The following is a 16,287-nucleotide window of genomic DNA, read 5'->3' as shown; positions in this document are numbered from 1 at the left end:
ATCATCTATTTTCCTAAACAGAACTGAGAGAATAACTGGTCAATCAGGCTTTCATGGACGCTGTCGCCAATAATTTCACCAAGCAGCTCCCATGTTCTTGTCAAATCAATCTGCACAATATCAATAGGCGTTCCCATCTCAACACCCTGCATCGCTTCATCAATGGCATTTTGCGCCTGATTCAATAGAGCAATATGGCGGGTATTGGATACATACGTCATATCCCCGGCTTCGATGGAGCCTGCAAAGAATAAAGAGGCAATGGCTTCCTCCAGATCGTCGACACCCTGGTCCTCCAATAAAGAGGTTGTAACCAGTTTATGATGCTTCGAAAGCTCGCGGACGCGATTCATGTCGATCTTTTGATCAAGGTCGGTTTTATTGACAATCACAATGACATCCATGCCTTCGACTGCTTTAAATATATTTTCATCCTCAGACGTCAAATCATCCGAGTAATTGAGCACGAGCAAAATTAAATCTGCTTCCTTTAATACCTGCCTCGATTTTTCGACACCGATCCGTTCTACGATATCTTCCGTTTCACGAATGCCGGCTGTATCCACCAGACGGAGCGGCACTCCTCTGACATTCACATATTCTTCAATAACATCACGGGTGGTGCCCGGTATATCAGTCACAATCGCCTTATTTTCGTGAACAAGGCTATTCAATAAGGAAGATTTCCCAACGTTTGGCCTTCCGACAATGACCGTGGAAAGTCCTTCACGCAGTATTTTCCCCTGCTGTGAGGTTTGAAGGAGCTTTTCGATTTCTTTTTTTACATAAGAAGCCTTCTCCATCAGCATATGATGGGTCATTTCCTCGACATCATCGTATTCGGGATAATCGATATTGACTTCCACGTGAGCCAGGATCTCCAGAATTTCCTGCCGAAGCTTCTGAATAAGCTTTGACAGCCTTCCTTCCATCTGGCCAAGTGCCACGTTCATAGCCCGGTCTGTCTTGGCGCGAATCAGATCCATGACCGCTTCTGCCTGTGATAAATCAATCCGTCCGTTCAAGAAGGCGCGCTTTGTAAATTCACCCGGCTCAGCAAGCCGTGCACCATTATTCAGCAAAAGCTGCAGCACGCGATTCACGGAAACCAGTCCGCCATGGCAGTTGATTTCGATGACATCTTCCTTCGTAAAGGTTTTCGGTCCCTTCATGGCTGAAACCATTACTTCTTCAGCAATCTGTTCAGTTTTCGGGTCAACAATATGCCCATAATGAATGGTATGGGACGCCACATTCTTCAGCCGCTTGCCTCCTACCCCTCTGAAAAGAAGGTCAGCAATGTCAAATGCCTGATCCCCGCTCAGGCGGACAATGGCAATGGCTCCTTCTCCCATTGGCGTAGATATCGCAGCGATTGTATCAAATTCCAATTCATTCACCTCTCTTTTTGTTCTTACTTCCATCTATATAAAAATGAATCATGCTTTCGATTCCCCAAATTAATAGAATATCACAAGGCTTTTTTTTAGAAAAGCATATCAGCCCGCATTGCCGGCTTGTCCATCAGTTCAGCACGTTACTTATCAACATCCCGCTCTCCGTCAGCCAGCGAAAAAATTATCCACACGTCTCATAATTAATATGCTCTATTTTAACTTATCCACATGTGAATAACAATAAAACCAATTGAGATTTAATAATTTGCGGGGCTTTGACAAAGAACGACAAAAAAATCCCAATCCGGAGTGGATTGGGATTTTGCGTAATGAGTAATTTATGTTTTGGACGTTGATAACTGTCCAGCTACAGCGCCTACCCCCTCGAGGTCACAAGCCAATCCTCCCAAAAGGCAAAGAACGCCTTTCCGGGAGGCTCGTCTTGTGCTTGTCGGGGGTGGACAAGGCGCTTCCGCTCTTCTTGCTACTTTGTTCTGGCTGGTGCAATGACGATATGGCGGTGCGGGTCATTGCCATCAGAATAGGTTTTGATTCGCTTATTATTTACGAGAGCAGTATGGATCACTTTGCGTTCATAGGAAGGCATAGGTTCCAGTGCAATTTCTTTTCCCGTCTTCAAAGCTTTTTGAGCAAGCCTTTCAGCCAGTTGAATCAGGGTATCCTGGCGTCTTTTCCGGTAATCCTCTGCATCGACCACCACATTTAAGTACTGCTCGGCAAAGCGGTTGATGACCAGCTGTGTCAAATACTGGAGAGAATTGAGCGTTTGCCCTCTTTTTCCGATTAAAAGAGCTATCTTTTCGCCGGATAAGGTAAATTGAACATTTTTTCCCTCACGTAATGTTTCAATTTCGATGGGCACACCCATTTTTGCACTGACATCTTTGAGGAATTTTTCAGCTTCCTCAATCGGATCAGGCTTTTTCACAGCTTTCACCACGGCCGGCCGGGATCCGAAAATCCCGAAAACGCCTTTTTTACCTTCATCAACAATAGTAATCTCTAAGCGGTCTTCTGTTGTGTTTAATTGAGCTAAAGCTGACTCTACTGCTTCCTTGACGGTCTGTCCTGTAGCAGTTATTTGTTTCACTTTTTGGCTCCTCCTGCATTTCCGGCCGCTGCAGCTTTCAGGTCCGGACCTTTAATGAAATACGTTTGAATGATCATGAAGATATTACCCACTACCCAGTATAAAGAAAGAGCTGCCGGGAAGTTAATGGCAAAAACAACGATCATAATCGGCATTAGATAAAGCATCATTTTCATTTGTGCAGCCATTTGCCCTGTTTGCTGAGTGCCGGCCATCATCATTTTCTGCTGAATGAACGTTGTCACACCTGCAATTAAAGGCAATAAGTATATTGGATCCGGAGAACCAAGGTCAAACCAAAGGAAATTATGGTTTGCAATTTCGCGCGTACGTGTAATCGCATGGTAGAAACCGATCAGGATCGGCATTTGAATCACTAGCGGGAAACATCCTGCAAGCGGATTAACACCGTGCTTTTGGAATAAAGCCATTGTTTCCTGCTGCAGCTTCTGCTGGGTTTTCTGGTCTTTCGAACTGTATTTTTCACGAAGCTTCTGCATTTCTGGCTGAATCGCCTGCATCGCTTTTGAACTTCTCGTTTGTTTAATCATTAATGGCAGGATAACCAGACGGATAATGATCGTTACAATAATGATCGATAGTCCATAGCTGCCGCCTGCAAATTCCGCTACCTTAATAATAAACAGCGAAAGCGGGTAGACAATATACTCGTTCCAAAAGCCTTTGCTTTCAGACGTAATCGGCTGGTTGATTTCTGTACAGCCCGATAAAAGGGCCATCACAAACACTAAACCGATTAGTAGGAATATTCGTTTCTTCAACCGTTTTTTCCTCCTTAATTGCTCCTGATAATAGTATGGATTTCATTTGCTTATCCCCCGGCCAGAGGGACACGCTCATATGTATCTTATTTTAACATCTTTTAAAATGAAGTGCTTCATAATAAAGATAGATAATGATTATTAGTTTTTAGTATTTCCAAGTCCCGGTTTATTCAAAACCCGCGAAACCTTCAATACATGGATCAGACTCTTTTTCACTTCATGAAAATCCATTTCTGCCACCGGTTTCCTCGCAATGACGATCAGATCATATTGCGGCTTTATTTCTTCCTCCAGTTCTAAAAATGCCTGGCGGATATACCTTTTGATCTGGTTCCTCATGACCGCATTGCCAATTTTTTTGCTGACAGAAAGCCCGATGCGAAAATGGTTCTGCTCCTCTTTTCTCAAGATGTAAACGACAAATTGGCGGTTGGCGAATGACTTTCCCTTTTTAAAGGCCTCTTGAAATTCTTTATTCTTTTTTACACGGAACTCTTTTTTCATGTCATCACCTATTTCGAAAAGCGCAAGCGCCCTGGTCACCCCCTGCATCTTGAGGGGGCTGGCGCTGGAGCTAGACAGTTATCTAACTTTAATTAATTTATCTTTACATGGAAAAAAAGACCACTGACGTTTCAGTGGCCTAAGCAGATAATACTTTTCTTCCTTTGCGGCGGCGGCGAGCTAGAACGTTACGTCCGTTCGGAGAGCTCATGCGGCTGCGGAAACCATGAACCTTGCTTCTTTTACGCTTGTTTGGTTGATAAGTTCTTTTCATATATGACACCTCCCTGAGGAATTGCTGTTAAAGACAGTCTTTCTAATTATATAGATGTAACTAGAAAATTGTCAACTATGCATATAAGTCAATCTGCCTTCAATGGCAAAAATATTCGTTTTGGCTCTTTCTTTCATAAATTGTTTTTCTTATAAAGTTAGTCCGTTGATTTCAGCACGGGGCACTTGCTTTCCGCGGGAGTAACAAGAGCCTCCTCGGCTTCGCCTGCGGGGTCTCTCGATCCCTCACTTCCCGGCAGGACATTGAATAATCATCCTTGAATCAACACCGCACGAAGAAAATGCGAATGCATTTTCGAGGATCAAGTACCCTCCGCTCCAATCAACTCAGCAGTTGAGATTTATATAAAAAACAACGTACGACAATATAAAAAAATTCTTTGCTGCTCTTTCTCTTTTTGCATATCTGAAAGAACCCACTCAGAAAGTTTACCTTCTTTTCGCCTGAATGTCATCCTAAAATTTCATTTTTCCACGTTTTTCTCATTTCTCCATTGTAAAAGCTTTCCTTGGAGACTGCAAATTTTCCCGGACGCGGGATGATCCAGCCGCTAAAAAGGGCAATTACATTCCAAGTCCATCGGAATAGATTTCCCCAAAAAACAGGGCTGTGGATAAAATTTCGACAAGTTTTTTATTATCCACATCACATATTGACAGGTTTTGCACACAACCAGAGGCTGTGGACAATTTTTATGAACAGGGATGGGCATGCTGTGGATAAGGGTTTAAAAAGCATTGCAGTAAAAAGCATTATCTGTTATCATAATTGTGTTTTCACACTTAATAAATCATTGTGCATATCTTCATTATCCACAGATTGTGGATAACATGTGGACAGGTTATCCAAGGGGTTTGTAAAAGTTTGTCCACAGACAGTGGATACTGTCGAAATTCCACTTTACTTCCTTATTATATGATTTTCCACATAAACAGTTTCGTATATTTATAAACTTCAGGGTTATACAGCGTGTATAACCTATCGTTTTTGTGGCGGGAAACAAAGAAAAAGCCGAGATGTCCACGGAAAGACATTTGAGCCTGAACGTAATTTAGATATCAATTTTAGATAGAAAAGGAGGGATATCTTTGGAAAACATTGCGGATCTTTGGAATAATGCTCTGGCCAATATCGAGAAAAAAATCAGCAAGCCCAGTTTTGATACATGGCTGAAGTCGACAAAGGCGCATTCTCTGCAGGGAGACACTTTAGTCGTTAAGGCCCCGAATGAGTTTGCCCGTGACTGGCTTGAAGAGCGTTATTCCCAGCTGATCTCCGGAATTCTTTATGACATTACCGGTGAAGAATTAGGAGTGAAATTCATCATTCCGCAAAATCAGAGTGAAGAAGAAGTCGATCTTCCTCTTCCGCCAAAAAAGAAAAAGCGGGAGGAAGAGCAGCCGGAACTGCCTTTAACGATGCTGAACCCGAAGTATACATTCGACACGTTTGTCATCGGATCCGGAAACCGCTTCGCCCATGCAGCTTCACTTGCTGTAGCAGAGGCACCGGCGAAGGCATATAATCCTTTATTTATTTATGGGGGAGTTGGACTCGGAAAAACTCACCTTATGCACGCAATCGGCCATTATGTATTAGATCATAATCCATCAGCTAAAGTCGTATACTTATCTTCCGAGAAATTTACGAATGAATTTATTAACTCGATCCGAGATAACAAAGCGGGCGATTTCCGCGATAAATATCGAAATGTGGATGTTCTTCTTATCGATGATATTCAGTTTTTGGCTGGAAAAGAACAGACGCAGGAGGAATTTTTCCATACTTTTAATACCTTGCATGAAGAAAGCAAGCAGATCATTATCTCAAGTGACCGTCCTCCAAAAGAAATACCGACACTGGAAGACCGTCTCCGCTCCAGATTTGAATGGGGACTAATTACTGATATTACGCCTCCCGACCTTGAAACGCGTATTGCCATACTGCGTAAAAAGGCCAAAGCGGAGGGACTTGATATTCCTAATGAGGTTATGCTTTATATTGCCAATCAGATTGACTCCAACATCCGTGAGCTTGAGGGTGCTCTGATTCGTGTAGTAGCATACTCCTCTTTAATAAATAAAGATATTAATGCCGACCTTGCAGCAGAAGCTTTAAAGGATATTATTCCAAGCTCCAAGCCAAAGGTCATTACCATCCATGAAATTCAAAGGGTGGTTGGGGAACATTTTAATGTAAAGCTTGAGGATTTTAAGGCGAAGAAACGGACAAAGTCTGTCGCATTCCCCCGTCAGATCGCCATGTACTTGTCCCGGGAATTAACCGATTTTTCTCTGCCTAAAATAGGGGAGGAATTTGGCGGAAGGGACCATACGACCGTCATTCATGCCCATGAAAAAATATCAAAGATGCTTCAATCTGATTCACAATTTGAAAAGCAGCTGAAAGAAATCAATGAATTGCTCAAGGTATAATGTGTATAACTTGACCTGACTTACACACAGTCTGTCCACATGTGGATAGGCTGTGTTTCCTTTCAAAAAATGCAGTTATCCACATACTAACAGGCCCTACTAGTACTTCTACTATTTTTTTATAAAAAATATATATATTCAATACGCCATTAAAATATGCTTGGAGGATTTAAAAAATGAGATTTATAATCCAGCGCGACCAGTTGGTCCAAAGCGTCCAGGATGTTATGAAAGCTGTAACAAGCAGAACGACTATTCCCATCTTAACGGGGATTAAAATCGTTGCTTCTGAAGAAGGAGTTACATTAACGGGAAGCGACTCTGATATTTCCATTGAATCTTTTATTCCTAAAGAAGAAGACGGAAATGAAATTGTTGAGATCAAACAGCCTGGTGCCATCGTGCTCCAAGCGAAGTTCTTCAGTGAAATCGTTAAAAAGCTTCCGACTGACAGTGTGGAGATAAGCGTGGAGAACCATTTGCAGACAGTCATCCGCTCAGGTAAATCTGAATTCAATCTTAATGGCCTGGATGCTGAGGAATATCCGCACCTGCCTCAAATTGAAGAAGAAAAAATGTTTAAGATTCCTACGGACCTGCTAAAAGCAATGGTTCGTCAAACCGTTTTCGCAGTGTCCACCTCAGAAACACGTCCTATCTTGACAGGTGTAAACTGGAAGGTGGAAAACGGCACATTAACCTGTATTGCAACAGATAGCCACAGATTAGCTTTACGAAAAGCGCAGATCGAAACAACGGCCAGCGAAACCTACAATGTGGTTATTCCAGGAAAAAGCTTAAGTGAATTAAGCAAAATTCTTGATGACAACAATGATTTAATTGATATCGTTATTACTGAAAACCAGGTTCTCTTTAAAGCCGAGCATCTGCTGTTCTTCTCAAGGCTGCTTGAGGGAAATTATCCTGATACATCCAGACTGATCCCTTCAGACAGCAAAACTGATGTGGTCGTCAATACTAAAGAATTCCTGCAGGCTATTGACCGTGCCTCTTTACTTGCGAAAGAAGGACGTAACAATGTGGTCAAGCTTTCTACAATCGATGGCGGAGTTATCGAAATTTCATCCAACACTCCTGAAGTCGGAAAAGTAGTCGAAGAAGTGCAGAGCAAATCCGTAGAAGGCGAAGAATTAAAAATCTCCTTCAGCGCGAAATTCATGATGGATGCCCTAAAAGCACTGGAAGGCTCTGAAATTACCATCAGCTTCACCGGCGCCATGAGACCATTCATCATTAAACCGTTAAACGATGAATCAATACTCCAATTGATTCTGCCAGTTCGAACTTATTAAGAAAAAGCTGCCGGTTGTGCCGGCGGCTTACTTTTTTTATTACAGATGAACGAGGGTGGCGAGGTTTAACGAGAAAAAGCTTTTAAAAGAATAGGCTGTTTAGGCGAAGTTTGTTGCTATTTGTATTAAATTTACTGAGTTGATTGTAGCGGAAGGTGCGAGATCCTTGAAAATGCATTCGCATTTTCTTCGTGCGGTGTTTGCTCAAGGAAGCTTATTCAAAGTCCTGCGGGAGTAGCGGGACAGGTGAGACCCCGCAGACGCATAGCGTCGAGGAGGCTCAGCGCACGCCCCGCGGAAAGCGAGCATCCTGGAGCGGAAATCAACGGACAAGGTTATAAGCGAAAAAACTCTTTGCATTAGCTTAAAAGCCGCCAGAATATTGGCCAACACCAGGGGAATAATGAAAATAACGGGCTGCAGTCGACTTTTCTTTGTGTATCTGAGATTTATTTAGTAAAATAGAATATTAGATACCATTCTGAAATTGTTTTGCCAAAGTGCAGAAAAAACTGCAGCACTGGAAGTCGGACAATGGGAAAGAGTGAAAATATGACGGAAATTCAAATTGATACAGAATATATTACGCTGGGCCAATTTTTAAAAGCCGCTGATGTGATTCAAACAGGCGGAATGGCCAAATGGTTTCTGAGTGAATACGAAGTCTTCGTCAACGGCGAGCAGGATCAAAGACGGGGAAGAAAGCTAAGAACCGGGGATAAAATCGAAATTCCGGATGTCGGTGAATTTACGATCATCTAAACGCCGTTTTTAGCGTTAATATTTTAAAGGATGTAGCGTCTATGCATATAGAGCAGTTGCTGTTAAAGAATTACCGGAATTACGAAGAGCTTGAAGTCAATTTCGAAAATAAAGTGAATGTAATTTTGGGAGAGAATGCCCAGGGAAAGACAAATGTCATGGAATCAATCTATGTGCTGGCAATGGCAAAGTCCCATCGGACATCAAATGACAAAGATCTTATTCGCTGGGATCAGGAATATGCTAAAATAGAGGGAAGGGTCCAAAAAAGGCAAGGATCCCTGCCCATGCAATTAGTCATCAGCAAAAAAGGCAAAAAAGCCAAATGCAATCATATAGAGCAGCAGAAATTGAGCCAGTATGTCGGCAATATGAATGTTGTGATGTTCGCGCCTGAAGATCTCCATCTAGTGAAAGGGAGCCCTCAAGTAAGGCGTCGTTTTATTGATATGGAGATTGGGCAGGTTTCACCTGTCTATTTGCATGATATCAGCCAGTATCAGAAAATCCTCCAGCAGCGCAACCACTATCTGAAAATGCTCCAGATCAAAAAGCAGACCGACCATACCATGCTTGAGATTTTAACAGAGCAATTCATTGAAATGGCTGCAAAGATTGTTTCAAAGCGCTATGAGTTCCTCAGACTCCTCGAGAATTGGGCACAGCCGATCCATGAAGGAATTTCCAGAGGGCTTGAGACCTTGAAAATTGAGTACAAGCCTTCTGCTGAGGTATCAGAAGAACAAGATTTGTCGAAAATGGTTAAAGTATATCAGGATAAATTCGAAAAAGTGAAAAACAGGGAAATAGACCGCGGCGTCACTATGTTTGGACCGCATCGCGATGATCTGATTTTTCATGTGAATGGGCGCGATGTGCAGACATTCGGTTCACAGGGCCAGCAAAGAACGACGGCTCTATCGGTCAAGCTTGCTGAAATCGAACTGATCCATTCTGAGATTGGGGAATATCCTATTCTGCTGCTGGATGACGTCCTCTCGGAATTGGACGATTATCGCCAGTCCCATTTATTGAATACCATTCAAGGAAAAGTACAGACGTTTGTCACTACTACAAGCGTTGATGGGATAGACCATCAGACACTTAAAGAAGCAGCAGCGTTCAATGTGGAATCAGGGAGAATCAAGAAGATTCAGTGAGGTGATCGCATGTACATCCATATAGGTGAAGATGTGCTGGTCCGGGCAAGGGATATTGTCGCTATTATTGATAAAGAAACAGTCCTTGCTTCCGAGTATGCAAAAGAGCATAAGGAGAGCCAGGAGGAATCAGTTGTGAACCTTGCGAAGGGTTCCTATAAATCTGTGGTCGTCACAACAGAAAAGATCTATTTTTCTCCGCTATCCTCAGGCACGTTAAAAAAACGATCCCATAAACTAAGTGTTCATGAATTTTAAAGACAGGCCGGATCCATTACGGAAAGAGGCAAGTCAGTGAAAATTATAGTTTGGCTCATCCAAATGCCAGGCTTTTTTATAGATTAGTGAAATAGAAAGTGCAGGTGACCGATGTGGCAATGGAGCAAAAGGCAGTGCAGGAACAATCCTATGATGAGAATCAGATACAGGTACTGGAAGGTCTGGAAGCGGTTCGGAAGCGTCCGGGAATGTATATCGGTTCAACAAGTGCCAAAGGGCTTCACCATCTTGTTTGGGAAATAGTCGATAATAGTATAGATGAAGCACTGGCAGGCTATTGTTCTGAAATCAATGTGATTATCGAAAAGGATAATAGTATAACGGTAGTGGATAACGGACGTGGTATACCAGTCGGAATCCATGAAAAAATGGGGCGCCCGGCAGTCGAAGTCATTATGACGGTTCTTCATGCAGGCGGTAAGTTCGGAGGCGGCGGATACAAGGTTTCCGGAGGTCTGCATGGTGTTGGTGCTTCTGTAGTTAATGCGCTATCAACTGAACTGGAAGTATTTGTTCATCGTGACGGCAAGAAACATTATCAGAAATTTGAGCGCGGTGTTCCAAGTGCTGATCTTGAAGTGATTGGGGAAACCGATCACACAGGAACTACCATCCACTTTAAGCCGGACGGTGAAATCTTCACTGAAACGCTTGAATATGATTATGAAACACTTGCAAACCGCATTCGTGAGCTGGCTTTCCTGAATAGAGGATTAACCATCACGATTGAAGATAAACGTGAGGAAAATAAGAAAAATGAATATATGTACGAGGGCGGCATTAAATCGTACGTTGAACATTTGAATAGAACGAAAGAAGTTCTCCATGAAGAACCAATCTATATTGAGGGAGAACGTGAAGGCATTACAGTTGAAGTCTCCATTCAGTATAATGATGGCTACACAAGCAATATTTATTCTTTTGCCAATAACATTAATACGTATGAAGGCGGAACACATGAATCAGGATTTAAAACTGCTCTAACAAGAGTCATTAATGATTACGCCCGAAAAAGCGGCTTATTCAAAGATAGTGATGCTAACCTTTCTGGGGAAGACGTTCGTGAAGGTTTAACGGCGATTGTATCTGTTAAGCATCCAGACCCGCAGTTTGAAGGACAGACTAAAACGAAGCTTGGCAATTCAGAGGTGCGTACTGCAACTGATACGATTTTTGCTGAAGCTCTTGAGAAGTTCCTGCTGGAAAATCCGTCGGTAGCCAAGAAAATTGTCGAAAAGGGATTAATGGCTGCACGTGCCAGACTGGCAGCTAAGAAAGCCCGTGAACTGACAAGAAGAAAGAGTGCTTTGGAAGTATCAAGTCTTCCGGGGAAACTGGCCGACTGCTCATCTAAAGATGCCTCCATATCAGAACTTTACATCGTTGAGGGTGACTCTGCCGGCGGCTCAGCCAAACAGGGGCGCGACCGTCACTTCCAGGCAATCCTGCCGTTAAGAGGGAAAATCCTTAACGTTGAAAAAGCCCGTCTGGATCGAATTCTTTCCAACAATGAAGTGCGGGCTATGATTACTGCAGCCGGTACAGGAATTGGCGAAGATTTTGATATTGCAAAAGCCAGATATCATAAGATTGTGATCATGACCGATGCCGATGTGGATGGAGCTCATATTCGAACATTATTATTAACCTTCTTCTACCGTTATATGAGACAAATTTTAGAAGCGGGCTATATTTACATTGCGCAGCCGCCGCTTTATAAAATACAGCAGGGCAAGAAGATTGAATATGCCTATAATGAACGCCAGCTTGAAGAAGTAATGAGCACCATGTCCAGCCAGCCTAAGCCGAATGTTCAGCGCTATAAGGGTCTGGGTGAGATGAATCCAGGCCAGCTGTGGGAGACAACGATGAATCCCGAAACACGAACACTGCTGCAGGTGAGCCTTGAAGATGCCATTGAAGCAGATGAAACGTTTGAAATATTAATGGGCGATAAAGTGGAACCACGACGAAACTTTATTGAAGAAAACGCCCAATATGTTAAAAACTTAGATATATGATCAAAAGACAGGATAGTTTACTATCCTGCTTTTACATAAAAACGGTTTTCACAGGGTTTGTTGCTTTTCGTATCTTATTTGCTGAGTTAATTGGAGCGGAGATCAACGGACTATATTTTAATAAATGTTTTACAAATTAAGAGACTATGGGTAAACTCCAGGTCCCTTAAAAAGGGAGGTTCTTTAAATGGCTGATACGCCAAGGTCCCAAATAAAAGAAATTAACATTAGCCAGGAAATGCGTTCATCATTCCTGGACTATGCCATGAGTGTAATTGTTTCACGTGCCCTTCCGGATGTGCGTGATGGCTTAAAGCCGGTGCATCGCCGCATTCTATATGCGATGCACGATCTCGGCATGCATTCAGATAAGCCTTATAAAAAATCAGCACGTATCGTCGGAGATGTAATTGGTAAGTATCATCCGCATGGTGACTCTGCTGTTTATGAAACAATGGTGCGTATGGCACAGGACTTTAACTATCGATACATGCTGGTTGATGGACACGGAAACTTCGGTTCAGTGGATGGCGACTCTGCAGCTGCCATGCGTTATACAGAAGCACGTATGTCCAAAATATCAATGGAGCTTTTACGGGATATCAATAAAGACACCATTGATTATCAGGATAACTATGATGGGGAAGAAAAGGAGCCGGTTGTATTGCCTGCCCGTTTCCCTAATTTGCTGGTCAATGGAACGTCAGGAATCGCTGTCGGGATGGCCACTAATATTCCTCCCCACCAGCTTGGTGAAGTAATTGATGGGGTTCTAGCGATAAGCAAAGACCCTGAAATGACTATTCCGGAACTAATGGATATTATCCCTGGTCCGGACTTTCCGACTGCCGGAATGATTTTAGGAAGAACCGGAATCCGCAAAGCCTATGAAACCGGCCGCGGTTCAATTACTTTGCGCGCTAAAGTAGAGATTGAAGAAAAAGCTAATGGCAAAGAGACCATTCTCGTACATGAAATTCCATATCAGGTTAACAAAGCAAAGCTGATTGAAAAAATTGCGGAACTTGTCAGAGATAAGAAAATTGATGGTATTACCGACCTGCGTGATGAATCTGACCGTAATGGAATGCGAATTGTCATTGAAGTCAGAAGAGACGCAAATGCAAGTGTATTATTAAATAATCTCTATAAACAAACTGCCCTCCAGACAAGCTTTGGAATTAATCTTCTGGCATTGGTGGATGGACAGCCTAAGGTTCTGAATTTAAAGCAGTGTCTTGAGTATTATTTAGAACATCAAAAGGTTGTTATACGCCGGAGGACACAGTTTGAATTAAGAAAAGCAGAAGCCCGCGCACATATTTTAGAAGGCTTAAGGATCGCCCTTGATCATCTTGATGAGGTTATTAGTCTGATCCGCAGCTCACAGACAACTGATATTGCACGAGAAGGCTTAATGACCAAATTCAATCTTTCCGAAAAACAGGCTCAGGCTATCCTGGACATGCGTCTGCAGCGTCTGACAGGCTTGGAGCGTGAAAAGATTGAAGAAGAATATGCAAACCTTGTAGCCCTTATAGCGGAATTAAAAGCTATTTTGGCTGACGAAGAAAAAGTACTGGAAATTATCCGTGAAGAATTAACGGAGATCAAGGAAAGATTCAACGATAAACGCCGGACTGAAATAGTCGCAGGCGGTATCGAAAATATTGAAGACGAAGACCTGATCCCACGCGAGAATATTGTTCTGACACTAACTCATAAGGGATACATCAAGCGTCTCCCAGTCTCGACTTACCGCGCCCAAAAACGCGGAGGGCGGGGAATCCAGGGAATGGGAACAAATGAGGATGATTTTGTGGAACACCTCATTACCACATCCACACACGATACAATTCTTTTCTTTACGAACAAAGGAAAGGTTTATCGCGCTAAAGGATATGAAATACCTGAATTCAACCGTACAGCGAAGGGGATTCCAATCATTAACCTTCTTGGAGTGGACAAAGATGAATGGGTAAATGCGATAATTCCTGTTGAAGAATTTGCCGATGATTGGTTCCTGTTCTTTACCACTAAACAGGGGATTTCCAAGCGTTCACCATTATCATCCTTTGCCAATATCCGCAATAATGGCTTAATTGCTTTAAATCTGCGTGAAGATGATGAATTAATTTCAGTGCGTCTGACAGATGGCAGCAAGGAGATCATTATTGGAACCAGCCATGGCATGCTGATCCGATTCCCTGAAGAAGATGTTCGTTCGATGGGAAGAACGGCAACTGGTGTTAAGGGAATTAACTTAAGCAGTGGTGATGAAGTCGTTGGCATGGAAGTTCTTGAGGATGACAGCCAAGTTCTGATTGTAACCAAAAACGGCTATGGAAAACGTACTCCAGCCGAAGAATATCGTGTTCAGGGCAGAGGCGGTAAAGGAATCAAGACCTGCAACATCACGGATAAGAACGGAAGCCTTGTTTCCATGAAAGCTGTCACAGGGGAAGAAGACGTTATGCTTATTACAACAGGCGGCGTACTAATCCGTATGGCAGTCAGTGATATTTCCACCATGGGAAGAAACACGCAGGGTGTCAGACTCATCCGCATAAATGAAGAGGCAGGCGAAGCGGTATCGACTGTAGCCAGAGTTGAAAAAGAAGAGGAAAAAGATGACGAAGAATTAACAAAGCCTCTTGAAGATGCCGATTCACTTCCAGAAGAAGAAGTAACTGGCGATAATAGCGAAGAATAACTGCAATAAATTTTGAGGGACACAGATTTGTGTTCCTTTTTTTTGTCCAAATAAAGTAAAATAGTAAAAAAGACTCATATTTGGAGTGTGGAAACAGTGCGTGTACCCATACAGGAATTAAGAGAAGGCTGTATTTTATCCGAAGATGTTTTCAGTTTGACGAATCGCCCTATTATCAGCCAAAAAACAGTGCTGACGAAGGAATTGCTGGATATTATGAAAATATTTCTGATTGAGGAAGCAGAAGTTGAAACTACCATGGTCAGCGGGAAGTCAATGACTTCTGCCGGGAACATGGATGAAGCCGAAGAGGAAGTGGAATCAAATTATATTAGTACATTTCTAAAAGGCGTTCAACATTTCAAAAGGGAATTCACATCCTGGCAATCAGGCCTTCCGGTGGATATCGCCAAAATAAGAAACATTATGATTCCGCTGATTGAAAAAATGGAGAAAAATCCTTCCATTATCTTTTCGCTTCATCATCTTTCTACAAATGAAGATTATTTATACCAGCATTCAGTAGCAGTGGGAATGATCAGCGCATTTATAGGAAAAAAACTGAATTTAAACAAGGGAGAAGTTGTGCAGCTTGCCCTGGGAGGGTGCCTGGCTGATGCTGGCATGGCTAAAATAAACCCGTCCATTCTGCACAAAAGCATTACATTAAACTCCGAGGAGTTTGAAGAAATTAAAAAGCATTCGACCCTCAGTTTTAAAATGGTTCAAAATATCTCTTTGTTAAGAGAAAGCACTAAGATCGGCATTATTCAGCATCATGAGCGTTTGGACGGCAGTGGTTATCCGTTTGGAGAACAAAGCAGCAAAATTAATCAGGCTGGACGAATCATCGCTGCTGCAGATGCATTTCATGCCATGACTTCCCAAAGGCTCTACAGAAGGAAACAATCCCCGTTCAAAGTGCTTGAAATGCTGATACAGGACAGCTTCGGCAAATTTGATATTCCATCCATCCAGGCGCTGGGCTCCGGCATCATGACTTTTTCCATTGGCAGCCTGGTGAAACTCTCTGACGGCCAGATTGCAGAAATCCTTTTTATAGAAGATAAATCACCCACGAGACCACTTGTGAAACTCTTAGAAACCGGCGATATTATTCATTTAGAGAAAAACCGCCAGATATTTATTGATGAGATATTAAAATGACGGCATCCCGCGGTCATTTTTTTATTTAATTCCTTCACTTTTAAAAAAAGATTAAGTTTCTATTAAAAAGTACTTGCATTTAATAGAGAAGAGCTGGTATACTAATTCAAGTCAGCAAGAGAGAAACAACAACATCAAATTGATGAGAAAAAAACTTGTTGACATTGATTATCAGAAATGATATATTAATTAAGTCGCCTAAAGCGGCGGATTGATCTTTGAAAACTGAACGAACAATACGTCAACGTTTAAATCATTAGTCTTTTTCGAAAAGACAAACGAGCTTAATCAACTCTTATATGGAGAGTTTGATCCTGGCTCAGGACGAACGCTGGCGGCGTGCCT

13 protein-coding genes are annotated in these 16,287 nt (G+C 42.4%); 8 read left to right on the top strand and 5 right to left on the bottom strand.

Going from position 1 to position 16,287, the window contains the following annotated elements; genetic code table 11:
• Window positions 1-5: 5 nt before the first annotated feature.
• The 5 genes from mnmE to rpmH form a co-directional block, all read right to left on the bottom strand.
• A complete protein-coding gene (mnmE, locus tag AC3WTL_RS18935; protein WP_048010275.1) occupies window positions 6-1,391 on the bottom strand; it encodes a tRNA uridine-5-carboxymethylaminomethyl(34) synthesis GTPase MnmE in 1,386 nt (461 codons plus the stop codon).
• 490 nt (window positions 1,392-1,881) lie between these two features.
• On the bottom strand, window positions 1,882-2,508 hold the full coding sequence (gene jag / locus AC3WTL_RS18930) for an RNA-binding cell elongation regulator Jag/EloR (protein ID WP_163140306.1): 627 nt from the start codon (window positions 2,506-2,508) through the stop codon (window positions 1,882-1,884).
• Window positions 2,505-3,290: a YidC family membrane integrase SpoIIIJ gene (gene spoIIIJ, locus AC3WTL_RS18925; protein WP_048010201.1), complete on the bottom strand. Its 786-nt coding sequence runs from the start codon at window positions 3,288-3,290 to the stop codon at window positions 2,505-2,507. Before spoIIIJ ends, jag begins: the two co-directional genes overlap by 4 nt.
• 141 nt (window positions 3,291-3,431) lie before the next feature.
• Window positions 3,432-3,797, bottom strand: coding sequence for a ribonuclease P protein component (gene rnpA / locus AC3WTL_RS18920; protein ID WP_048010274.1), 366 nt, complete (start codon window positions 3,795-3,797; stop codon window positions 3,432-3,434).
• A gap of 139 nt (window positions 3,798-3,936) precedes the next feature.
• Window positions 3,937-4,071, bottom strand: a complete 135-nt coding sequence (gene rpmH / locus AC3WTL_RS18915) for a 50S ribosomal protein L34 (protein WP_019382473.1) — start codon at window positions 4,069-4,071, stop codon at window positions 3,937-3,939.
• A gap of 1,109 nt (window positions 4,072-5,180) precedes the next feature.
• Here rpmH and dnaA point away from each other — a divergent pair.
• From dnaA to AC3WTL_RS18875, 8 genes are all read left to right on the top strand, one after another.
• Window positions 5,181-6,527: a chromosomal replication initiator protein DnaA gene (gene dnaA, locus AC3WTL_RS18910; RefSeq protein ID WP_197248921.1), complete on the top strand. Its 1,347-nt coding sequence runs from the start codon at window positions 5,181-5,183 to the stop codon at window positions 6,525-6,527.
• Window positions 6,528-6,703: 176 nt separating this feature from the next.
• Window positions 6,704-7,840, top strand: coding sequence for a DNA polymerase III subunit beta (gene dnaN / locus AC3WTL_RS18905; RefSeq protein WP_048010199.1), 1,137 nt, complete (start codon window positions 6,704-6,706; stop codon window positions 7,838-7,840).
• 534 nt (window positions 7,841-8,374) lie between these two features.
• Window positions 8,375-8,602 (top strand): S4 domain-containing protein YaaA, encoded by a 228-nt coding sequence (yaaA, locus tag AC3WTL_RS18900; protein ID WP_396021376.1) that lies wholly within the window; start codon window positions 8,375-8,377, stop codon window positions 8,600-8,602.
• A gap of 41 nt (window positions 8,603-8,643) precedes the next feature.
• Entirely contained in the window at window positions 8,644-9,762 is a 1,119-nt protein-coding gene (recF, locus tag AC3WTL_RS18895) for a DNA replication/repair protein RecF (RefSeq protein WP_048010198.1), read from the top strand.
• A gap of 9 nt (window positions 9,763-9,771) precedes the next feature.
• Window positions 9,772-10,020, top strand: a complete 249-nt coding sequence (remB, locus tag AC3WTL_RS18890; RefSeq protein WP_048010197.1) for an extracellular matrix regulator RemB — start codon at window positions 9,772-9,774, stop codon at window positions 10,018-10,020.
• 119 nt (window positions 10,021-10,139) lie between these two features.
• Window positions 10,140-12,062 (top strand): DNA topoisomerase (ATP-hydrolyzing) subunit B, encoded by a 1,923-nt coding sequence (gene gyrB, locus AC3WTL_RS18885; RefSeq protein ID WP_197248919.1) that lies wholly within the window; start codon window positions 10,140-10,142, stop codon window positions 12,060-12,062.
• Window positions 12,063-12,249: 187 nt separating this feature from the next.
• Window positions 12,250-14,775 (top strand): DNA gyrase subunit A, encoded by a 2,526-nt coding sequence (gene gyrA / locus AC3WTL_RS18880; RefSeq protein WP_048010195.1) that lies wholly within the window; start codon window positions 12,250-12,252, stop codon window positions 14,773-14,775.
• Window positions 14,776-14,871: 96 nt separating this feature from the next.
• Entirely contained in the window at window positions 14,872-15,942 is a 1,071-nt protein-coding gene (locus tag AC3WTL_RS18875; protein ID WP_492369875.1) for an HD-GYP domain-containing protein, read from the top strand.
• The last annotated feature ends 345 nt before the right edge of the window (window positions 15,943-16,287 follow it).

The sequence above is a fragment of the Cytobacillus sp. EB106-05-05-XG126 genome (assembly GCF_058791715.1).
This window is presented reverse-complemented; position numbering and strand designations above follow the sequence as displayed.